The organism is Cellulomonas sp. P4_B5_2, assembly GCF_056402235.1.
Map to the genome: position 1 here is coordinate 1 of NZ_JBFUHU010000018.1, position 20,563 is coordinate 20,563.

Sequence of the window (20,563 nt, forward strand, 5' to 3'; positions counted from 1 at the left end):
CTGCCGCGCTCACCCGGCGGGCGCATCGACCGCGCGGCCGCGCGCGAGGCGTTCGAGCCGGCCCGCGAGCTCGCCGAGGCCGAGCCGGACGACTGGCGCTCCTGGTACCACCTGGCGTTCGCGTACGACGCGGCGGGGGACCGGCGACGCGCGCGCGAGTCGTTGCGCACGGCCAGCCGCCTGCACCGGGGCTAGATCGAGGCCGACCAGCGGTGCTCGGTCACCGTGCGCGTGGAGCCGTCGGGCATGCGCCCGGAGACGAGCTCACGCGCGACGTCGTCGGGTCCGAGGCCGGCCGACGACAAGAACCGGGCGCGAGCCTCGTCGCCGTCCAGCACCCACGTGTGCACCTGGTCGGCGCCGTCCTCGCGGAGCGTGTCGACCGCGGCGGCGAGCAGCCTCGACCCGTGACCCACCCGCTGGTGCGCGGGCTCGACCTCCAGCGCGAGGATCGCGCCGCCCGGAGCGTCGAACGGTCGGTCCTCCGTCGTCGGGACCGGCGCGACCGAGACGACGCCGACGACCGTCGGACCGTCGCAGGCGACCAGCACGCGGTAGCCCGCGCCGGGCGGGGCGGTGACCGCGGCCGCCCACTGCGCCTCGATCGCCGACGTGTCGAGCTGGTCGAGCGCGCCCAGCCCCAGGACCTCGGCGTGCGACACCCGCCACGCCTCGACCTGGAGGTGGGCGATCGCGTGCTCGTCGCCCCGGACCGCGGGCCGGACGGAGACGTCGGCGTTCTCACTGAACAGGGGCATCAGACGGTGACCATCTCACGGGTCGCGGCGGCCGGGAGGGCGGGAATCAGCATGGGCGAGCCGAGCGAGCTGCGCTGGGCGGGAGTGGCCACGGGTCCTCCGAGACGTGTGCGTGCCGGGCGCGCGGACCGCTGCGCCGGCGGGGGTGGTCGGACACCCCACGGTCAAGTGTCGCCGATCGTGCCCGCGAGTCTCACGGCATGCCCAGGGCGCGGAGCACCGCCGCGGTGACCGCGGCGAGCAGGACGACGACGATGAACGGCGCCTTCAGGGCGAGCGCGATCGCGGCGACGACGAGCGCGGGCAGGCGGGCGTCGAGCACGAGCTCGTTCCCGCGGGTGGCGGTCTGGACGGCGACCAGCGCGGACAGCAACGCCACGGTGACCAGGGCGGCGGTGCGCGCGACGCGCGGCTCGGCGAGCCAGTGCTTGGGCGCCAGGTGGCCGGCCAGCTTGAGGGCGAACACGACGGCGCTGGCCGCCAGGAGCGCGATCCATGTCCCGACGGAGCTCATGCGACCGGCTCCGGCTCGCGCGCGAGGAGGCCCGCGACGATGGCGACCACCGCGGCGAGCAGCACGGGGATGCCCGCCGGCACGAGGGGGGTGAGCGCGAGCGCGACGACGACGGCTCCGACGGCCACCGTCTGCGCCAGCCCGGACCCGGCACCCGTGACCCGTGGCCACACCAGGCCGAGGAACGCGGCGGCGGCGGCCGCGTCGAGGCCGTACTTCGCCGGGTCGCCCATGCGGTCGCCCGCCACCGCGCCGACGAAGGTGAAGATGTTCCAGAGCACGAACACGCCCACGCCGGTCCACCAGAAGCCGAACTGAGCCGCGTGCGGCGCCTTGTGCGCGGTCGCGACGGCGGTGGACTCGTCGATGGTCAGCTGCGCGGCCAGCGGCCGGCGCCAGCCGCGGGAGTCGATCAGGGGCGCGACCTGCGGCCCGTACAGCCCGTTGCGCACGCCGAGCAGCCCGGCGGTCGCGATGGCCGCGCCCGCGAGCCCGCCGGCACCGACGACGCCGATGAACGCGAACTGCGAGCCGCCCGAGAACATGAGCAGGCTGAGGGCCATCGCCTGCGGCACGGAGAGCCCGGCAGCGACGGCCAGGGCGCCGAACGAGACGCCGTACAGGCCGGTGGCCAGCGACACCGAGACGGCCTGCCGGACGGCTGCCCGTCCCTCGTCGTCCCGTGTCACGCGGGCCACTGTGACACAGGGACCGCCGTCTAGATCGCCACGTACACGCTGTCGAGATACTCCTCGAGCCCTGCCTCGCCGCCCTCGCGTCCCAGCCCGGAGGACTTCACGCCGCCGAAGGGCGCGCTCGCGTCCGACACGAGGCCGCGGTTGACGCCGAGCATCCCGGTCTCCACGGACTCCGCCAGCCGCATRACCCGGGAGATGTCCCGCGTGTAGGCGTACGCCACCAGTCCGAACGGCGTGGAGTTGGCGAGCGCGACGCCCTCCTCCTCCGAGCCGAACGTCACCACGGGGGCGACGGGGCCGAAGGTCTCCTCGGTGATCACGCGCAGGTCGGCGGACACGCGGTCGAGGACGGTCGGCGCGTAGAAGTAGCCCCGCCGGTTCGGTCGGTCACCACCGATGCGGACGCGCGCGCCGGCGTCGACCGCCTCGGCGACGACCTCCTCGACCCGGTCGACGGCGGAGGCCTCGATCAGCGGACCGACCGTCGTGCCCTCGTCGGCACCGTGCCCGACGACGAGCTTGTCGAACGCCTCCGTGAGCCCGGCGGTGAACTCCTCGGCGACCGACGCGTGCACGAGGAACCGGTTGGCGGCGACGCAGGTCTGCCCGGCGTTGCGCATCTTGGCCTGCACGGCGCCCTGCACGGCGGCCGGGATGTCGGCGTCCTCGAAGACCAGGAACGGCGCGTTGCCGCCGAGCTCCATCGAGGTGCGCAGGATGGTGTCCGCCGACGCCTTGAGCAGCGCGGCGCCGACCTCGGTCGACCCGGTGAACGAGAGCTTGCGCAGCCGCGGGTCCGCCAGCAGAGGGCCGGAGATCGTCCGGGCCGACGCCGACGGCACCACGTTGATCACGCCCGTCGGCAGTCCGCGGCCGTCCAGCTCCTCGCGGATGATCTCGGCGACGTACGCCGTGGTCAGCGGGGTCAGCTGGGCGGGCTTGATGACGACCGTGCACCCCGCCGCCAGTGCCGGGGCGACCTTGCGCGCGATCATCGCGATCGGGAAGTTCCACGGCGTGATCAGCAGGGCGGGGCCGACCGGGCGGCGCAGGACGAGCTGGTGGTTGGCGCCGGAGGGGGCGCGTCGGGCGAGACCCTCGAAGCGGACGGCCTGCTCGGAGTACCACCGGACGTAGTCGGCGCCGTAGGCCACCTCGGCGCGGGACTCGGCGAGCGGCTTCCCGCCCTCGGCCGTCACCAGGGCGGCGATGTCCTCGGTGCGCGCGGTGAGGGTCTCGAAGACCGCCCGCAGCAGCTCGGCCCGCACCCGTGGTGCCGTCGCTCGCCACTCGGGGAACGCACCGTCCGCCGCGGTCAGGGCGTCGAGCGCGTCCTGCTCGCCACCGTCGGCCACGTCGAACAACGTCTCGGTGGTGGCGGGGTCGGCGACCTCGAACGTCCGACCGGTGCTCGCGGGGCGCCAGGCCCCGTCGATCAGGACCCCGGTGGGGACGTGGGCGGCGACGGTGGGGGGCAGCGACGGCGGCGTCATACCGAGGAGTATCGCGTCCACGCCGCGCTGGCGCACGGATCTCGGTCCGCCCGCGACCTACGATGACGCCATGACGGACGCGCCTGTGCCTTCCCCCTACGAGGACCTCCTGCGGCTCGTGCTCGAGACCGGCACCCCGAAGGCGGACCGCACCGGCACCGGTACCCGCAGCGTGTTCGGTCACCAGATGCGGTTCGACCTGTCGGCCGGGTTCCCGCTGGTCACGACGAAGCGCGTGCACCTGCGCTCGATCGTCCACGAGCTCCTCTGGTTCCTGCGCGGGGAGTCCAACGTCGCGTACCTGCGCGACAACAACGTCACCATCTGGGACGAGTGGGCCGGCCCCGACGGCGAGCTCGGACCCGTGTACGGCGTGCAGTGGCGCAGCTGGCCGACGCCCGACGGCGGCCACATCGACCAGATCTCCCAGCTGCTGGAGAACCTGCGCCGCGACCCCGACTCGCRCCGGCACATCGTGTCCGCCTGGAACGTCGCGGACATCCCCTCGATGGCGCTGGCCCCGTGCCACGCGTTCTTCCAGTTCTACGTCGCGGACGGCCGGCTGAGCTGCCAGCTGTACCAGCGCTCCGCCGACCTGTTCCTCGGCGTGCCCTTCAACATCGCGTCGTACGCACTGCTCACCCACATGGTCGCCCAGCAGGTCGGGCTCGACGTCGGCGACTTCGTCTGGACCGGCGGCGACTGCCACATCTACGACAACCACGTCGACCAGGTGCGCGAGCAGCTGAGCCGGACCCCGTACCCCGCACCGCGGCTCGAGCTGCGCAAGGCCGCCTCCCTGTTCGACTACACGTTCGACGACGTGCAGGTGGTCGACTACCAGTACCACCCGGCGATCAAGGCCCCGGTAGCCGTGTGAGCCTGTCGCTCATCTGGGCCCAGACACCCACCGGAGTCATCGGCCGCGACGGCACCCTGCCCTGGCACGTGCCCGAGGACATGGCCCACTTCCGCGAGCTCACGCGCGGCCACCCGGTGCTCATGGGCCGCGCGACCTGGGCCTCGCTGCCGCCGCGCTTCCGCCCGCTGCCCGGCCGGGACAACATCGTCCTGTCCCGGACCCCGGGGTTCGAGCCTGCGGGTGCGCTGGTCGTGCGCGGGATCGACGAGGCGCTGCGGCTGGTCGGCGACCGCGAGGCCTGGGTCATCGGTGGGGGAGAGGTGTACGCCGCGCTCCTGCCGCAGGCCCAGCGCGTCGAGGTCACGGTCGTGTCCCTCGACGTCGGCGGCGACACCCGTGCACCGGCGCTCGACCCGTCGACGTGGCGGCGCGCCGGCACGGACCCCGACCACGGCTGGCACGTGTCGACGGCCGGCGGCACGCGGTACCGCTTCGAGACGTACCTGCGCGCCTGACGCGCGGACCCCACGACGGCGGGCAGGCGTGGGGCGGTACCGTGGCCCCATGCCGCGCACCTCCACGCCCACGCGCCCGTTCGGGTCCGTGCTCACCGCGATGGTCACGCCGATGACGGCGGACGGCGCGGTCGACCTCGCCCGGGCCGTGCAGCTGGCCACGCGCCTGGTGGAGCACGGCAACGACGGGCTCGTGCTCAACGGCACCACGGGCGAGGCCTCCACGACGCACGCGCCCGAGAAGGCGGAGCTGGTCCAGGCCGTCGTCGAGGCCGTCGGCCAGGACGCGTGGATCCTCGCCGGCGCAGGGTCCAACGACACCGCGCACGCCGTGCGGATGGCCGAGCAGGCGGCGGAGGCGGGCGCCCACGGGCTGCTCGTCGTGAGCCCCTACTACTCGCGCCCCTCGCAGGAGGGTGTGCGCCGGCACGTCGAGTCCATCGCGGACGCCACCGACCTGCCCGTCATGCTCTACGACGTCCCTGGCCGCACCGGTGTGCGGTTCGCGCCCGCCACGATCGAGGCGCTCGCCGGACACGACCGCGTGGTGGCCATGAAGGACGCGGGCGGCGACACCTACGCCGCCGCCAAGGCCATCGCCGCCACGGGGCTGGGGTGGTACTCCGGGGACGACAGCGCGCTGCTGTCCCTGCTGGCGCACGGCGCCGCGGGCATCGTCAGCGTCGCCGGGCACGTCGTCGGCCCGCAGCTGGCCGGCATCGTCGCCGCCTTCGACGCCGGCGACCACGCCGAGGCCCTCCGCATCTTCCGATCGATCATCCCCGCGATCGACGCACTCAACGGCGCCGGCTTCCAGGCCGTCGCCGCTAAGGCCGCGCTCCAGGTGCTGGGCGTCCTGCCCGAGCGCTCGGTGCGCCTCCCGCTCGTCCCCGCGTCCGACGACGAGCTCGCGCTGATCCGCGACGGCCTGCGGGCCGCCGGGCTGCTCGGTTTGACGTCGGCTGACCGCATCTGATCCCACCAGGAGCCCCATGAGTCACCCGCATCCCGAGCTCACCCTGCCCCCGGCTCTCGCCGCCGGCGCCCTGCGCGTCGTCGCACTGGGCGGGCTCGGAGAGGTCGGCCGCAACATGGCCGTCCTCGAGCACGACGGCCGCCTGCTCGTCATCGACTGCGGCGTCCTGTTCCCCGAGGACCACCAGCCCGGCGTCGACCTGATCCTGCCGGACTTCGAGTACATCAAGGACCGCCTGGACGACATCGAGGCGATCATCCTCACGCACGGCCACGAGGACCACATCGGCGCCGTCCCGTACCTGCTGCGGCTGCGCAAGAACATCCCGCTGGTCGGCTCCAAGCTCACGCTGGCGTTCATCGACGCCAAGCTCAAGGAGCACCGCATCCAGCCTGTCCTGCGCGAGGTGCGCGAGGGCCAGACCGCGACGTTCGGCGGGTTCGAGTGCGAGTTCATCGCGGTGAACCACTCGATCCCGGACGCGCTCGCGGTCGCGGTGCACACCGCCGCCGGCACCGTGCTGCACACCGGCGACTTCAAGATGGACCAGCTGCCGCTCGACGGCCGCATCACCGACCTGCGGGCGTTCGCGCGGCTCGGCGAGAAGGGTGTCGACCTGTTCATGGTCGACTCCACCAACGCCGAGGTGCCTGGGTTCGTCGCGCAGGAGCGCGGGATCGGGCCCGTGCTCGACCAGGTGTTCGCCGACTCGACCAAGCGGATCATCGTCGCGTCGTTCGCGTCGCACGTGCACCGCGTCCAGCAGGTGCTCGACGCCGCCTACACGCACAACCGCCGGGTCGCGCTCGTCGGTCGCTCGATGGTGCGCAACATGGGCATCGCCGCGGACCTGGGCTACCTCAAGGTGCCCGAGGGCGTGCTCATCGACCAGAAGCAGGTCGACACCCTGCGCGACGACGAGATCGTCCTCATGTGCACCGGGTCGCAGGGTGAGCCGATGGCCGCGCTGTCCCGGATCGCCAACAACGACCACAAGGTCTCGGTCGGCCCCGGCGACACCGTGATCATGGCGTCGTCGCTGATCCCGGGGAACGAGAACGCCGTCTTCCGCGTGATCAACGGCCTGACCCGCCTCGGCGCGCGCGTCGTGCACTCCGGCAACGCGAAGGTGCACGTGTCCGGGCACGCCAGCGCCGGCGAGCTCCTCTACTGCTACAACATCCTCAAGCCGCGCAACGTCATGCCCGTGCACGGCGAGATCCGGCACCTCGTGGCCAACGCGGCGCTCGCGGTGCAGACCGGCATCCCCGCCGACCGCGTGGTGCTCGCCGAGGACGGCGTGGTGGTCGACCTGGTCGACGGGCGCGCCAGGATCGTCGGTGCCGTGCCCTGCGGGTACGTGTACGTCGACGGGTCGAGCGTCGGGGAGATCACCGAGGTCGAGCTCAAGGACCGCCGGATCCTCGGGGACGAGGGGTTCATCTCGATCTTCGCGGTGGTCAGCTCGGCCGACGGCAAGGTGCTGGCCGGCCCGCAGATCCACGCCCGCGGGTTCGCCGAGCAGGACGCCGTGTTCGACGACATCCTCCCGGAGCTGACCGCGGCCCTCGAGGAGTCGGCGCGCAACGGGAACTCCGACGCGCACGTGCTGCAGCAGGTGATGCGTCGGGTGGTCGGCCGCTGGGTGTCCAACCGCCTGCGCCGCCGCCCGATGATCATCCCGGTGGTCGTCGAGGCCTGACCTGCTCGATCCACGACGGCCCCGCCCTGCTCGCCAGGGCGGGGCCGTCGTCGTCAACCCCGTCTCAGGTCGGCGTGACCCGGGTGACCTCGTCGGCGGTGACGTTCTCGTCGGGCGGCGACAGGACGTCCGGCTCGCGCGGTCGCCGCGAGGCTGCCGCCGAGCCGAGCAGGATCAGCGCGGTCGCGCCGAGCACGCCGGCCGTGATCGCCTCGTCGAGCACGAGGGCGCCCAGCGCGACGGCGACGACGGGGTTCAGGTAGGCGACGAGCGTGGAGCGGGCCGCACCCACCTCGACGATCAGCCGGAAGAACAGGACGAACGCGAGGGCGGTGCACAGGGCGCCGAGACCGACGAGGGCGAGCACGGCGTCGACGGGCGGCCACGGGTGCGGCCCGGTCACGAGCACCACGGGTGCGTACGCCAGCGCGGTGAGGCCGAGGCACGTGGCCGTCAGGGGGATCGCGGGGACGTCCCGCAGCGCCCGGTCGGCGATGATCGGCGCGGTGGCGTACCCGAGCGCCGCGAGCAGCACCTGGGTGACGGCCCACGGATCACCCCCGGCGGCACCGGGTCCGAGCAGCAGGGCGACGCCGCCGAGGCCCACGAGCAGACCGATCCAGCGGATCAGCGCCACGGGACGCCGGTCGCCGACCAGCCTTCCCAGCACCACCGCAGCGATCGGCACGGTCGCGACGAGCAGCCCGGTGGTCGAGCTCGACAGGGTGCGCTCGGCGTTCGAGAGCAGGATCCACGGCAGGACGATCTCCAGCACCGCGAAGCCGAGGACCGCGGGCCAGTGTCCGCGCAGCACCCGCAGGCCACCGCCGCGCACCGCGAAGGGCAGGAGCAGCAGGGCGCCCAGAGCCGTGCGCACGAACACCACCATGACCGGCGTGACGTCGGTGACGGCGATCTTGATGAGCAGGTACGGGATGCCCCAGATGACGCCGACGGCGACCAGGAGGAGCCAGCCGCGGCGGCTCACGTGGGCACCGCGCAGGAACGGGAACGCATGGTGCCACCGTAGGACCGACCCCTGACACGCCTGCCCGAGGTCGGCCCGCCAGCGCGACCCGGGGCGAGGTGGAGCGCGTGCTCGAGGAGGACCCGATCATCCCGGGGCGGCGCCACGGAACGTCGCGAGACGCTCGTGCTCGACCTGGACGGCCTCCTTCGTGCGCGACGACCACGGCACCCACTCGTCGAGCTGGAGCGCGAGCGTCGCGCCCTTCGCGCGTGGCCGCCAGGTGCCGACCACCTCACCGTCCGCCAGGACCGCTCCGGGCCGGCCGATGGTGGGCCAGAGCGCCTTGTGGCGGGCCGTGTCCGGGACCAGGAGCTCGCGGTCGCGGCCCTGCAGGAAGAGGTCGTACGGGCCGAGCAGGCGCACGAGCGGGTCGTCGGGCGGGTCCTGGAGGGCCGGGAGGTCTCCTTCGAGGAGCTCGGCGGGCGTCCCCTCGACGTCCACCTCGACCGCGTCGTCGGGCCATCGTGCGGACACGTCCCGGAGCGTCGAGTCGAGGTAGACCGCGGCCTGCTTGCGGGTCAGTGGACCCAGCAGGTGCAGGAGGCTGCGCAGCACGTCGAGCGGACCGTCGTCACCGTCGGCCGGCCTGTCGAGCACGCCCACCTGACCGGCCGGCCACCGGGGGATGCGCCTCACGACCGGGGGAGACGTACCGGGCTCGAGCTCGAGACCGGCGTGCAGGGCGGCGAGCCGGAACGTCATCTCGTACATGTGCGTGGCGCCGCAGCCCTCGCACCAGCGCAGGTAGGGGTCGGGCAGCTCCGCGGTCATCAGGGTGGACAGCGCTCCCTTGGCCATCGGCTCGTCCACGACCTCGCGCATGGTCCGAGAGACGGTGGCGAGCGCGTCGAGCACCGGGATGTCCGCGGCCGCGAGGGGGGCCGAGGCGTTGATCACGCGCTTCGCGGCGTCGGCCTCGGAGTACGGGCGCAACGCCTTCTCGACCGCCTTCAGGTCCGACCGACGGTAGGCGTGCGGTGCGCCCCGCAGCGTCCACGCCAGAGCGAGCTCGTGCGGCCAGTCGCGCGCCGAGACGGGGACACCACGCACGGCCAGGGCCCACAGCGCGCCGTCCGGACCGGTGTGCTGCACGCCGTGGTCCAGGATCGCGGCGTCGTCGGGGCGGCGTCGGCTGCTGACCGGCCGGTCCAGCTGCTGCGCGTGCACGCGGTACCGGAGGACCTTCTCGCGGGTCACGGACATGGCTCCACCGTGGCACGAGGCACTGACAGGAGCAGGTCAGCCGCCGAGGATCCCCGGTCCGGCGGCGCGGAGCACGCGGGTGTACCGCTCGGCGGCGCCGTCGGGCAGCATCCCGTCCAGCTCGAGCTCGACCAGCCCGTGCACCAGCGCCCACAGCCCGAGCGCCGGCTCCTGCGCGGCGGTGGGCTCCACCCCCAGCACGCGGGCGACGGCGTCGCGCAGCACGGTGAACGTCGCACTCGCCGTGGCCGGACCCCGGGTCCCGTCCTGGAGCCCGGCGCCCGTGGCGCCGAACATCACGCGGTAGAAGTGCGGGCCGTCGAGCGCGTTCGCGCGGTACGCGAGCCCGAGCCCGAGCAGGTCGGCCGCCGGGTCGTCCGTGCGGGGGACGGCCTCGAGACGCTCGGCGAACCGCGCGAACGCCTCGTCGCCGACCGCACGCACCAGCTCCTGCCGGCTGCCGAACAGCGAGTAGACCGCGGACGCCGACGTGCCGGCACGGGCGGCGAGCTCACGGACGGTGAGCGCACCCGCTCCTGCGGTCGCGACGACCGCCGACGCCTCCTCCAGGAGGCGGGTGCGCAGGGCGTCGTCGTGCACGCGTGGGCGGGCCATCCGGCGAGTCTAGGGGGTTGACGCTCGTCTGAGAACGCTGTTCTATAACAGTGTTCACAAACGAGGAGACCCTGATGATCGAGCTCACCGACGCCGCGAGGATCACCGCCGGGGCCGTGGCGCTCTCGGTGGTCGCGATCGAGTCCGGAGGCGCCTTCCTGCTGCGCGTCGCCACGGGGAAGGAGCAGGCGACCGCGTTCCAGAAGAGCTTCTACCGGGCCGGCCACGCGCACGCCGGGGTACTGGTCACCCTCGGGCTGGTCTGCCTGCTGCTGGGGGAGGCCACGTCCCTGGACGGGTTCTGGCGCTGGCTGGCTCAGACGGGGGTGCTGCTCGCGGCGATCGTGATGTCCGCCGGGTTCTTCTTCTCCGCCATGGGACGGGGACGTGAGACGCCGAACAGGGCCGTGGTGCTCCTCGGGGTCGGGGCCGTCCTGCTTGCCGCGGGGGTCGTGACGCTGGGCGTCGGGCTGCTGCTCGGGTGATCGTCCGGCCGACACGCGCCCGGGCGCGCCCGTCTCGCCGGTCGCCCGGCTAGTTTGAGGACCATGGCGACTCGTACGTCCACCCCTCGCGCCCGCTCCGGTGCGCCGGCGACGTCGCGCGCCACCGGCAAGCCCACCGGCAAGGCGGCCGGATCGTCCCGCCCGCAGGGGCGCAGGCCGGCTCCGCCGCCGTCCCGGCCGGCCCTGCCGGTGCGCATCGTCAAGGGCGTGTTCATGGGCACCGCGCACCTCGTCGGCGGCACCGCGCGCCGCGTCGGCAAGGGTGCTCGCGACCTCGACCCCTCGCACCGCCGCGACGGCCTCGCGTTCACGCTCCTCGGGCTGGCCATCGTCATCGCCGCGCGCGAGTGGTGGGACCTGTCCGGCACCGCCGGCACGGTCGTGCACAACGTCGTGGCCGGGACCTTCGGCAAGGTCGGCGTCGTCGTCCCGCTCGTCCTGCTCGGGCTGGCCATCCGGCTGATGCGGCACCCGGAGCGGGTCGAGGCCAACGGGCGCATCGTGATCGGCCTCGGCGCGATCACGCTCGCGGTGTGCGGGCTCGTGCAGATCGCCTCCGGCCTGCCGAACACGGACGACTTCCCCGCGCTGCGCCTGGCGGGCGGCATGGTCGGGTTCCTGGTCGGCACACCGCTGGCCAGCCTGATCACCCCCGGTGTGGCGGTCGCGCTGCTGATCCTCCTGGCGTTCTTCGGGGTCCTCGTCGTCACCGCGACGCCGGTGCACCAGGTGATCCCGCGGCTGCGCGGCGTGTACGACAAGCTCACCGGCAACCACCGCGACCCCGCCGCGGAGACCGAGGCCGAGGACGACGCACCCCTGGTCATCAACGCCCTGCACACCGCCGTCCCCGAGATCGAGGCGCCCGCGAAGAAGCGCGGGCTGCTCGGGCGCAAGCGCGCGCGGGCCGACCAGGTGGACGAGCCCGAGGACACGCGGCTGGACGGCTACGACGGCGACGAGGCGTTCGCCCGCGCGGCCATCGTCGCGGCCGCCGAGGCAGAGGCCGAGGCGCAGCTCGCACGCGACGCCGCGCCGGACACGGTGCCGACGACGGTCGTCGCCAAGTCCCCGCTCGTCGCACCCCAGACCACGCCCGTCCCGCGCGGCGAGCAGCCGATGCTCGGCGGCGACGTGCTCTACACGCTCCCCGCGGAGGACGCCCTGGCCAAGGGCGCGCCGCACAAGGTGCGCTCGGCCGCCAACGACCGCGTCGTCGAATCGCTCACATCCGTGCTCGAGGCGTTCGAGATCGACGCCCAGGTCACGGGCTTCACGCGCGGTCCGACCGTCACGCGGTACGAGGTCGAGCTGGGCCGGTCCGTCAAGGTCGAGCGGGTCACCGCGCTGAGCAAGAACATCGCCTACGCGGTCGCCAGCGCGGACGTCCGCATCCTGTCGCCGATCCCCGGCAAGTCGGCCATCGGCATCGAGATCCCCAACACCGACCGCGAGACCGTGTCGCTCGGCGACGTGCTGCGCTCCAGCGCGGCCAAGCGCACCGAGCACCCGATGGTGATCGGCGTCGGCAAGGACGTCGAGGGCGGGTACGTCACGGCCAACCTGGCCAAGATGCCCCACCTGCTGGTCGCCGGCGCCACCGGCGCGGGCAAGTCCAGCTTCGTCAACTCGATGATCGTCTCGATCCTCATGCGCGCCACGCCCGACGAGGTGCGCATGGTGCTCGTCGACCCGAAGCGCGTCGAGCTGACGGTCTACGAGGGCATCCCGCACCTGATCACCCCGATCATCACCAACCCCAAGAAGGCCGCGGAGGCGCTCGAGTGGGTGGTGCGCGAGATGGAGGCGCGCTACGACGACCTCGCGAACTTCGGGTTCAAGCACATCGACGACTTCAACACCGCCGTCCGCGCGGGCAAGGTCAAGCCGCTGCCGGGGTCCGAGCGCAAGATCGCCACGTACCCGTACCTGCTGGTGGTCGTCGACGAGCTCGCCGACCTGATGATGGTGGCCCCGCGCGACGTCGAGGCGTCGATCCAGCGCATCACGCAGCTGGCCCGTGCGGCCGGCATCCACCTGGTGCTCGCCACGCAGCGCCCGAGCGTCGACGTGGTGACCGGCCTGATCAAGGCGAACGTGCCGTCCCGACTGGCCTTCGCGACCAGCTCCCTGACCGACTCGCGCGTGGTGCTGGACCAGCCCGGCGCCGAGAAGCTCATCGGGCAGGGTGACGCGCTGTTCCTGCCGATGGGTGCGGCCAAGCCGATGCGTACGCAGGGCGCCTGGGTGTCCGAGTCGGAGATCCACGCGGTCGTCGAGCACGTGAAGAAGCAGCTCAAGCCGTCGTACCGCCAGGACGTGACGGTGGCGGCGGTGAAGAAGACGGTCGACGAGGACATCGGCGACGACCTCGACCTGCTGCTCCAGGCCGCCGAGCTGGTGGTCACGACGCAGTTCGGGTCGACGTCGATGCTCCAGCGCAAGCTGCGGGTCGGCTTCGCCAAGGCGGGCCGCCTGATGGACCTGCTCGAGTCGCGCGAGATCGTCGGGCCGTCGGAGGGCTCCAAGGCGCGCGAGGTGCTGGTCCAGGCGGACGACCTGCCGGGGACGCTCGCCATGCTGCGGGGCGCGCCCGGCGAGGAGGAGGACGACCGGTACGCGATGGGCGCGGACGGATCCCTGCCGGGCGAGCCGCCGGTGGCGACCGACTACTTCGACGGCGCGGAGGAGGACGACGCCGGGCAGTGGTCCGGCGGGGGTCGGTGACCAGCCCCTTCTCCGGCCCCTGGGGGGTCGTCAGCACGGTGATCGCGATCGTCGCGATCGTGGCGCTCGTCGCCGTCCTCATCCTGCTGGCCCGGCAGCGCGCCCAGGTCCGCCGCGCGAACGAGCTGCTGGAGCTGTCCCGGGAGCTGCGGCACCGGTACGACGCCCTGCAGGCCGTGACCAAGGAGGGCGTCCTCGTCCAGTCGTTGTCCGGCCGCGTGCTGGACATCTCCGAGCGCGCGGCGGCGATCCTCGGCATCGATGCCGCCTCGTCCGTGGGCCGGTCGGTGGGCGACCTGCCCGTCGTCCTCGTCAACGAGATGGGTCTGGCCATGAACCCCGCGGCGGTCCTGGGGCACCGCTCCGGCGTCGCGCGCGCGGGGTGGACCGTGGACTCCGAGCTCGTCGGCGTCGCGCTGCCCGGGACCGACACCACCCAGGCGCGCATGGTGCAGGTGGCCAGCCAGCTGGTACCGGCCGGCGACGGGGACGCGGCGGCGGTGCTGACCACGCTGGTCGACGTCACCGGCAGGCGCGAGGTCGAGGCGGCCCTGTCGCGCAGCGAGATGCAGTTCCGGGTCGCGATGGAGAACGCGCCGATCGGCATGGCGCTCGTGGACGTCGAGTGGCGGATCGTCGAGGCGAACGCCGCGTTCGCCGAGCTGCTGGGCACGAGCGTCGGAGCCCTGCGCGGGTACCGGATGGAGGACCTCAGCACCCCCGAGGGTCGCCCTGCGGAGCGCCTCGAGGTCGATCGGCTGCTCGGCGGCGGGCAGCACCGGTTCTCCCTCGAGAAGCGGTACCAGCGGGCCGACGGCCATGAGGTCTGGGTCGCGCTCGACGCCGCACTGGTGCGGACACCGACCGGTGCCCCCGACCACTTCGTCGTCCAGGTGCGCGACTCCACCGAGTCCCGGCTGCAGGCCGAGATGCTCACGCACCGCGCCATGCACGACCCCTTGACCGGGCTGGCCAACCGCACGCTGCTCCAGGAGGTGCTGCAGGCCGTGCTGGAGCAGCCCGGGGTGGTCGACCGCGTGGCCGTGCTGGCCTGCGACCTGGACGGGTTCAAGGAGATCAACGACCGGTTTGGGCACGCGGCGGGCGACGAGGTGCTGGTGCACGTGGCCGGCGTGCTGCGCGCCGCGACCGCCCGCCGCGGCACGGTCGCGCGGCTCGGGGGCGACGAGTTCGTGGTCGTCGTGCAGGACCTCGACGGCCCGCGTGCCGTGTTCGAGGTGGCCACCGCCATCCACGCCGGGCTCCAGGAGGCGGTCCGGGTGGGCCGGCGCCGGCTGAACGTCGCGGCGAGCATCGGCATCGCGATCGCCGACCCCGAGTCGATCGAGGGGGGCGCCCCGGGTCTGCTCGCCGCCGCCGACGCCGCGCTCTACCGGGCCAAGGGCTCAGGTCGCGGTCGCACGGAGGTCTACGAGTCCTCGATGACGATGGGGTCGGCCTCCGAGCTGCACCGCGAGCTCGCGGCGGCGATCGCCGAGGACCAGCTGGTGGTCCACTACCAACCGATCGTCGACCTGTCCGACGCGCGGGTCGTCGGCTACGAGGCGCTCGTGCGGTGGGAGCACCCGCAGCGCGGTCTCCTGCTGCCGGCCTCCTTCCTGTCGCTCATCCAGGAAGCGGGGATGTCGGTCGCGCTCGGGCAGCTGGTGGCCACGCGCGTCGTCGAGTTCGTCGCCTCCATCCACGACCGGACGCGCTGGGTGTCGGTGAACGTCTCGGCCGACCAGCTGGGGGACGGGGAGTTCGCGACGACCCTGCTGGCGGAGATCTCCCGGCACCGGCTCACCGCGGGCCGGATCGTCGTCGAGCTCACCGAGTCGTCGCTGGTGGCGTCCGGCACCCGCATCCGGCACGAGCTCACGCAGCTGTCCGCGGCGGGCGTGCCCATCCTGCTCGACGACTTCGGCACCGGCGTCTCGCCGCTGTCCTACCTGCGGGACCTGCCGGTGGCCGGGGTGAAGCTCGACATGTCGTTCACCTCCGGGATCCCCGAGGACCCCACCGCCGGCAAGGTCGCCCGGGCGCTCGGTGCGCTGGCGCGCGAGCTGGCGATGGTGACCATCGCCGAGGGCATCGAGCACGAGGAGCAGGCCGAGTACCTGCACCGCAACGGCTGGCGCTACGGGCAGGGCTGGCTGTACGGCAGCGCGCAGCCGGGGGACATCAGCCGCTGACGCGCGGGACCACCACCGGCGCGCGGCCGGTCGGCGTGGTCGGCGCCCTGCGCTCCGGCGCCTCGGTGCCCGCAGCCTCGAKCACGTCCGCGGTCCGGTCCGCCACCTGCGCGGCGGTCAGGGTGCTGGTGCCACCCGGGATGTCGACGAGGGCGTGCACCTGGTGGCCGCCCAGCCGGTCGACGGTGATGGGGGTCCACTCCACACCGGTGACCCGCGCCGGGCCGGCAGGCCGTCCCTCGGCCGGGAACGCACCGGTTGCCTCGACGTGCGCGGTGAGCAGGAGGCCGGAGGAGGTCTTCGGCGAGCAGCACTCACCGTCCTGGTTCGAGACGTAGTTGCCGAGGCCGTACGCCACCCACATGCCCTCGCCGCGTGGCCCGCCGCTCAGCTGCGCGACCGGCTGCGGAACGTGCGCGTGGTGGCCGATGACCAGGTCGAACACGCCCGAGTCGGCCAGCTGCTGGTCGATCGCCACCTGCTCGGGCGTCGGCTCCGTCTGGTACTCGACGCAACAGTGGACGCTGGCGATCACCAGGTCGGCGCCGGCGGCGCGCGCTGCCGTCGCCTGCGCCACCATCGCCGGGACGTCGACGACGTTCACCGACCACGGCTTGTCCGCGTCGACGGGCATGCCGTTGGTGCCGTAGGTCGCGGCGACGTGGGCCACCGTGATCGTGCGCCCGCCGCGCTCGAGCCGGTACAGCTGCGGCTGCGCCTGCTCGACCGCGTTCCTGGCGGTACCGACGTGGCCCAGACCCGCCGCGTCGAGCGCGTCCAGGGTCGCGGTCACCCCGGCGAACCCGCGGTCGACCGAGTGGTTCGACGCCGTCGAGCAGCCGTCCCACCCCTGGGCCTGCAAGGAGCTCGCGATCTGGGGGGGAGTGCCGAACAGCGGGTAGCCGCTGGGCGCGGTGCCGGGCGGCGTGACGGCGACCTCGAGGTGGCACAGAGCGAGGTCGGCGCCCTGGATCCACGGGTTCATCGGGCCGAGCACCGGGCCGAAGTCGTAGCCGTCGGCGGTGCGGGCGCTCGAGAGCACCGGCAGGTGGGGGAGCACGTCTCCGGCGGCGACGATCGAGAACTCCGCGTCGGGGTCGGCGGTGGGCGTCGGGGTGGGCGTCGGCGAGCCGTCGGGGCTCTGTGACGACGTGGCGGACGGCGCTGCGGTGACCGGCGGGCGCGAGGGGCGCAGCGCGGCCGCCCCCGCACCGAGAGCCACGACGAGCAGCAGGAGGAGCGCGAGGCCCGCCACGACGGGAGAACGACGTCCGGCGCGGGCGTGGCGAGTCACACGCGGACTCTAATCGGTGAACGGGGCATGTCCTGCGCCCCTCTAGGCTGTCCGGGTGGTCGACGCCGTACCCTCCGCCTGGAACCTGGCGAACGTAGTCACGGTGCTGCGCATCGCGCTGGTGCCGTTCTTCGCCTGGGCTCTCCTCGTCGACGGCGGGCACACCACCACCGGCCGGCTGATCGCGACCGCTCTCTTCGTGGTGGCGGCCGCGACCGACCGGGTCGACGGCTGGCTCGCCCGCCGCTCCGGCCAGGTCACGGATCTGGGCAAGCTCCTGGATCCCATCGCGGACAAGGTGCTCATCGGCACCGCGCTCGTCCTGCTGTCATGGCTCGGCGACCTGCCGTGGTGGGTCACGGTGGTCATCCTCGTGCGGGAGCTCGGCATCACGGCGATGCGGTTCTTCCTCCTGCGGTACGTGGTGCTGCCCGCCTCCCGCGGCGGCAAGCTGAAGACCGTGCTGCAGTCCGTGGCGATCGGCCTCTACCTCCTGCCGCTCGACGTGCTGCCCGGGTTCGTCGAGGTCGTCGCGGCGATCGTCATGGGCGCGGCACTGGTGGTGACCGTGGTGACCGGCCTGGACTACGCGCGGACGGGCCTGCAGATCCGCCGGACCGCCAGCCACCCGCCCGCCCCAGGGCTGTGACGTGTCGCTCGCGGCCGACCTCCTCGCGGCCCTCGGCGCTCGCGGCTGGTCGCTGGGCGTCGCCGAGTCGCTGACCGGTGGGCTCGTGTCGGCCGCGCTCGTCGACGTGCCCGGGGCCTCGGCGGTCCTGCGCGGGGCCGTCGTTGCCTACGCCACCGACCTCAAGGGTGCTCTGCTCGACGTGGACCGCGGACTGCTCGAGGCCAGGGGTGCGGTCGACCCGGACGTCGCCCGCGCCATGGCGGTCGGGGTGCGGGAACGGCTCGGCGCCGACGTCGGCCTGGCGACCACCGGCGTCGCCGGCCCCGACCCGCAGGACGGGAACCCGCCCGGGACGGTCCACGTCGCGGTCGCGACGCCGGAGGGCACCCGCGTGCGATCGCTCCAGCTCGTCGGGTCCCGGGCAGCCGTCAGGGCGCAGACGGTGGACGCCGTGCTGGCGCTGGGGGTGGAATTCGTGGGCCGTTCGGGGTGAACCTGGGCGCGGCGACGGGCTATGGGTCGATCGAGCGGGAACACTCCGACGTGTCGCATCGTTGGAACGACCGTGATGAGCACTCGACCCCCGGCACGGCGCATGCCGTCGCGTGTCGGCGGTGCAAGGTACGGTGGAATCCTCCCGGCGAAGATCTCTGGGGTTCCAGGTTCAGTGGTTCCGGGTCCCCAGCGGACCTCGGTTCCCGGTGGAGATGTGGAACGTGACGCGAGAGGGGGAGCCCGGATGGTTGTACTCCGTCGAGAGATCGGCGATGTGCTGCGGGATGCGCGACAGCGCCAGGGGCGCACCCTGCGCGAGGTGTCGTCGGCAGCCCGCGTGTCGCTCGGGTACCTGAGCGAGGTGGAGCGGGGCCAGAAGGAGGCGTCCTCGGAGCTGCTCAACAGCATCTGCGAGGCGCTCGACGTCCCGATGTCGCTCGTCCTGCGCGAGGTCAGTGACCGTGTGGCCGTCGCCGAGGGTCTGCTGATCCCCGACACGGTGCCTGCGGACCTCGCGGCGTCGGTGGCCAGTGCCACCGACTTCGGGTGGGCGCGGTCGCGGTCGGAGCTCGCCGCCATCAGCTGAGGTAGTTCGTGAATGATCGGGCGGGAGATCCGTCCGGTCGACGGGTCGTCTCCGGGCGCCCGCGACGACGGACAGCGATGTCTGCTCGTCCTCCTGCACGGTCCGTGGGCACCCGCCCGCGGACCGTTGCGCGTTCCGGGGTCAGCCCGGGTTCGCCTGGCATCGCGGGCAGTAGAAGATCGGGCGCTCCATCGGCGGTTTGCGCGCCTGCCCCACGGCGATCGGTCTCCCGCAGCGGTGGCACGGCTGTCGCGCCCTGCCGTGCACGTGCCCGGGTGGCCTCCCGTCGGCGACCGCCCGTTGCAGCTGGTGACGAGCGACCGAGAGCAGCCGACCGGGCTCCGCGACCGCGTCGGCAGGCGTCCACGGCCACAGCCGCTCGGCGAACAGCGACTCGGCCGCGAAGATCGTGCCGATGCCCGCGGTGACCGTCTGGTCCAGCAGCACCTCCGCCGCCGGCGTCGAGCCACGGGCCGCCCACCGCCGCAGCGCCTCGTCGAGGTCGAACGCCTCCGCCAGCATGTCCGGCCCGAGGTGCCCGATCAGGGTGTGCTCGTCGCGGGTGCGCACCACGTCGAGCATGCCCAGGTGGTACCCGACCGTGGTCCAGTCCGCCGTGGCCAGCACCGCGCGGACCTGCGGGGACCGGGCGCCCGCCTCGGGCGAGCCGGTGCGGGCGATGCGCCAGTACCCCTCCATGCGCAGGTGCGTGCGCAGGGTGCGGCCGTCGTCGAACCGGGTGAGCAGGTGCTTCCCGTACGACCGGGTCTCCAGCACGGTCCGCCCGACGAGGTCCACCGTCGCGGCGGTCGGCCAGCGCAGGTCGGACCGCACCAGCACCTGTCCGCCGATCGCGAGCTGGAACCGGTCCGCGGTGCGGCGCAGGATGTCGCCCTCAGGCACAGGCCCTCACGACTGCCGCAGGCGCAGACCGCGCGGGGTCGTGGCGAACCCGGCGGCGGCGAGCGCCTTGCCGAGCGGGCTGTGCAGGGCACCCTCGAGGACGTCGACCCCGTCGACCCGCACGATCGTGAGCCGCCCGGTGTGCCGCGTCCGGGCCGTCGTCGCGAGCCCCTCGGCGGCGGCCTCCAGCACCCCCGTGTCGGACGTGAACGACAGCACGGTCCGGCCGCCACGCTCCAGGTAGAGCACGAGTGCGCCGTCGACGAGCACGACGAGCGCGCCTCCCTTGCGACCGGGACGGTGCCGGCCTGCGCCGTTGTCGGTGGTGTCCGGTCCGGCGACCGGCCACGGCAGCGACGCGCCGTACGGGTTGGCGGGGTCGGTCGCCGCGAGCACGACGACCTGCAGATCGGTGGGACCGTCCTGGTCGGCGGACCGCTCGACCACCTGGGCGTCGACGCGTAGACGGTCGACCGCGCCCGGCAGCGCGAACTGGGAGCCCCCGAGTCGCTCGACGAAGTAGCCACGGCGCACCTGCCCGCCCTGCTCCAGCGCCGAGAGCACGCGGTRGACGTCGGCGAACCGGGCGCCGATCCCCTCGGCCGGGGCGACCGCGCGGGTGAGGATGCCGTGCCGGTCGAGCAGCTGCGCGGCCAGGGCGTGCGCGCGCAAGGTCGGGTCGGGCTCGCGCGCGGGCAGGAGCGACCAACGGCCGCCGCTCGCGGCTCCGTTGAGCCCGAGCGCGCTCGACCGGGTGCCGGGGTCGCCGGCCAGCTGAACGGCTGCGCGCAGGCCCAGGCGAGGGCGCAGCGGCCGGCCGCGCGGCGCGGCCGACCTCGTGCGGTGGGCGGTGCTCCCCG

At 73.5% G+C, this 20,563-nt stretch carries 21 protein-coding genes; 11 read left to right on the top strand and 10 right to left on the bottom strand.

What is annotated here, in order from left to right:
* A partial coding sequence (locus AC1DUQ_RS02415) for a tetratricopeptide repeat protein (protein WP_477073343.1) occupies positions 1-195 on the top strand: 195 nt, incomplete at its 5' end.
* Here the strand turns inward: AC1DUQ_RS02415 and AC1DUQ_RS02420 are convergent.
* The 4 genes from AC1DUQ_RS02420 to AC1DUQ_RS02435 form a co-directional block, all read right to left on the bottom strand.
* Positions 192-758, bottom strand: coding sequence for an N-acetyltransferase family protein (locus AC1DUQ_RS02420; protein WP_477062938.1), 567 nt, complete (start codon positions 756-758; stop codon positions 192-194). The genes AC1DUQ_RS02415 and AC1DUQ_RS02420 overlap by 4 nt on opposite strands.
* Before the next feature lie 193 nt (positions 759-951).
* Positions 952-1,272: an AzlD domain-containing protein gene (locus AC1DUQ_RS02425; protein ID WP_477062939.1), complete on the bottom strand. Its 321-nt coding sequence runs from the start codon at positions 1,270-1,272 to the stop codon at positions 952-954.
* Positions 1,269-1,961 carry an AzlC family ABC transporter permease gene (locus tag AC1DUQ_RS02430; RefSeq protein ID WP_477062940.1) on the bottom strand — a complete coding sequence of 231 codons (693 nt, stop codon included), beginning with the start codon at positions 1,959-1,961 and terminating at the stop codon, positions 1,269-1,271. The genes AC1DUQ_RS02425 and AC1DUQ_RS02430 overlap by 4 nt, the downstream gene beginning before the upstream one ends.
* Before the next feature lie 29 nt (positions 1,962-1,990).
* Entirely contained in the window at positions 1,991-3,463 is a 1,473-nt protein-coding gene (locus AC1DUQ_RS02435) for an NAD-dependent succinate-semialdehyde dehydrogenase (protein ID WP_477062941.1), read from the bottom strand.
* Between the two features lie 70 nt (positions 3,464-3,533).
* On the opposite strand from AC1DUQ_RS02435, the gene AC1DUQ_RS02440 reads away from it, so the two are divergent.
* Genes AC1DUQ_RS02440 through AC1DUQ_RS02455 form a run of 4 tightly spaced genes read left to right on the top strand, consistent with a single transcriptional unit; the run spans position 3,534 to position 7,518 of the window.
* Entirely contained in the window at positions 3,534-4,343 is an 810-nt protein-coding gene (locus tag AC1DUQ_RS02440) for a thymidylate synthase (RefSeq protein WP_477073344.1), read from the top strand.
* Positions 4,340-4,840, top strand: coding sequence for a dihydrofolate reductase (locus AC1DUQ_RS02445; protein ID WP_477062943.1), 501 nt, complete (start codon positions 4,340-4,342; stop codon positions 4,838-4,840). Before AC1DUQ_RS02440 ends, AC1DUQ_RS02445 begins: the two co-directional genes overlap by 4 nt.
* 49 nt (positions 4,841-4,889) lie before the next feature.
* Positions 4,890-5,816, top strand: coding sequence for a 4-hydroxy-tetrahydrodipicolinate synthase (gene dapA, locus AC1DUQ_RS02450; protein WP_477062944.1), 927 nt, complete (start codon positions 4,890-4,892; stop codon positions 5,814-5,816).
* Positions 5,817-5,832: 16 nt separating this feature from the next.
* Positions 5,833-7,518 (top strand): ribonuclease J, encoded by a 1,686-nt coding sequence (locus AC1DUQ_RS02455; protein ID WP_421741904.1) that lies wholly within the window; start codon positions 5,833-5,835, stop codon positions 7,516-7,518.
* Positions 7,519-7,582: 64 nt separating this feature from the next.
* Here AC1DUQ_RS02455 and AC1DUQ_RS02460 read toward each other — a convergent pair whose 3' ends face one another.
* From AC1DUQ_RS02460 to AC1DUQ_RS02470, 3 genes are all read right to left on the bottom strand, one after another.
* The gene (locus AC1DUQ_RS02460) at positions 7,583-8,506 is read right to left on the bottom strand and encodes a DMT family transporter (protein WP_477062945.1); all 924 of its coding nucleotides are present in this window, start codon (positions 8,504-8,506) and stop codon (positions 7,583-7,585) included.
* 126 nt (positions 8,507-8,632) lie between these two features.
* A complete protein-coding gene (locus AC1DUQ_RS02465) occupies positions 8,633-9,751 on the bottom strand; it encodes a winged helix DNA-binding domain-containing protein (protein ID WP_477062946.1) in 1,119 nt (372 codons plus the stop codon).
* Positions 9,752-9,787: 36 nt separating this feature from the next.
* The gene (locus AC1DUQ_RS02470) at positions 9,788-10,366 is read right to left on the bottom strand and encodes a TetR/AcrR family transcriptional regulator (protein ID WP_477062947.1); all 579 of its coding nucleotides are present in this window, start codon (positions 10,364-10,366) and stop codon (positions 9,788-9,790) included.
* A gap of 74 nt (positions 10,367-10,440) precedes the next feature.
* Here AC1DUQ_RS02470 and AC1DUQ_RS02475 point away from each other — a divergent pair, with 74 nt between their 5' ends.
* The 3 genes from AC1DUQ_RS02475 (at position 10,441) to AC1DUQ_RS02485 (ending at position 15,794) form a co-directional block, all read left to right on the top strand.
* The gene (locus AC1DUQ_RS02475; RefSeq protein ID WP_477062948.1) at positions 10,441-10,851 is read left to right on the top strand and encodes a hypothetical protein; all 411 of its coding nucleotides are present in this window, start codon (positions 10,441-10,443) and stop codon (positions 10,849-10,851) included.
* Between the two features lie 63 nt (positions 10,852-10,914).
* The gene (locus AC1DUQ_RS02480) at positions 10,915-13,599 is read left to right on the top strand and encodes an FtsK/SpoIIIE family DNA translocase (RefSeq protein WP_477062949.1); all 2,685 of its coding nucleotides are present in this window, start codon (positions 10,915-10,917) and stop codon (positions 13,597-13,599) included.
* On the top strand, positions 13,596-15,794 hold the full coding sequence (locus tag AC1DUQ_RS02485; protein WP_477062950.1) for a putative bifunctional diguanylate cyclase/phosphodiesterase: 2,199 nt from the start codon (positions 13,596-13,598) through the stop codon (positions 15,792-15,794). Before AC1DUQ_RS02480 ends, AC1DUQ_RS02485 begins: the two co-directional genes overlap by 4 nt.
* On the opposite strand, the gene AC1DUQ_RS02490 is transcribed toward AC1DUQ_RS02485, so the two are convergent.
* Positions 15,784-17,088 (bottom strand): CapA family protein, encoded by a 1,305-nt coding sequence (locus tag AC1DUQ_RS02490; RefSeq protein ID WP_477073345.1) that lies wholly within the window; start codon positions 17,086-17,088, stop codon positions 15,784-15,786. The genes AC1DUQ_RS02485 and AC1DUQ_RS02490 overlap by 11 nt on opposite strands.
* A gap of 55 nt (positions 17,089-17,143) precedes the next feature.
* Between AC1DUQ_RS02490 and pgsA the strand changes: the two genes are divergently transcribed.
* The 3 genes from pgsA (at position 17,144) to AC1DUQ_RS02505 (ending at position 18,800) form a co-directional block, all read left to right on the top strand.
* On the top strand, positions 17,144-17,737 hold the full coding sequence (pgsA, locus tag AC1DUQ_RS02495) for a CDP-diacylglycerol--glycerol-3-phosphate 3-phosphatidyltransferase (RefSeq protein WP_477062952.1): 594 nt from the start codon (positions 17,144-17,146) through the stop codon (positions 17,735-17,737).
* 1 nt (position 17,738) lies between these two features.
* Positions 17,739-18,212, top strand: a complete 474-nt coding sequence (locus AC1DUQ_RS02500; RefSeq protein ID WP_477062953.1) for a CinA family protein — start codon at positions 17,739-17,741, stop codon at positions 18,210-18,212.
* A gap of 246 nt (positions 18,213-18,458) precedes the next feature.
* The gene (locus tag AC1DUQ_RS02505; protein WP_056093268.1) at positions 18,459-18,800 is read left to right on the top strand and encodes a helix-turn-helix domain-containing protein; all 342 of its coding nucleotides are present in this window, start codon (positions 18,459-18,461) and stop codon (positions 18,798-18,800) included.
* 141 nt (positions 18,801-18,941) lie between these two features.
* Here the strand turns inward: AC1DUQ_RS02505 and AC1DUQ_RS02510 are convergent, their stop codons facing one another.
* Positions 18,942-19,703: a DNA-formamidopyrimidine glycosylase family protein gene (locus AC1DUQ_RS02510; protein ID WP_477062954.1), complete on the bottom strand. Its 762-nt coding sequence runs from the start codon at positions 19,701-19,703 to the stop codon at positions 18,942-18,944.
* Between the two features lie 6 nt (positions 19,704-19,709).
* The coding region (locus tag AC1DUQ_RS02515) for an Lhr family helicase (RefSeq protein ID WP_477073346.1) at positions 19,710-20,563 on the bottom strand (854 nt) is incomplete at its 5' end.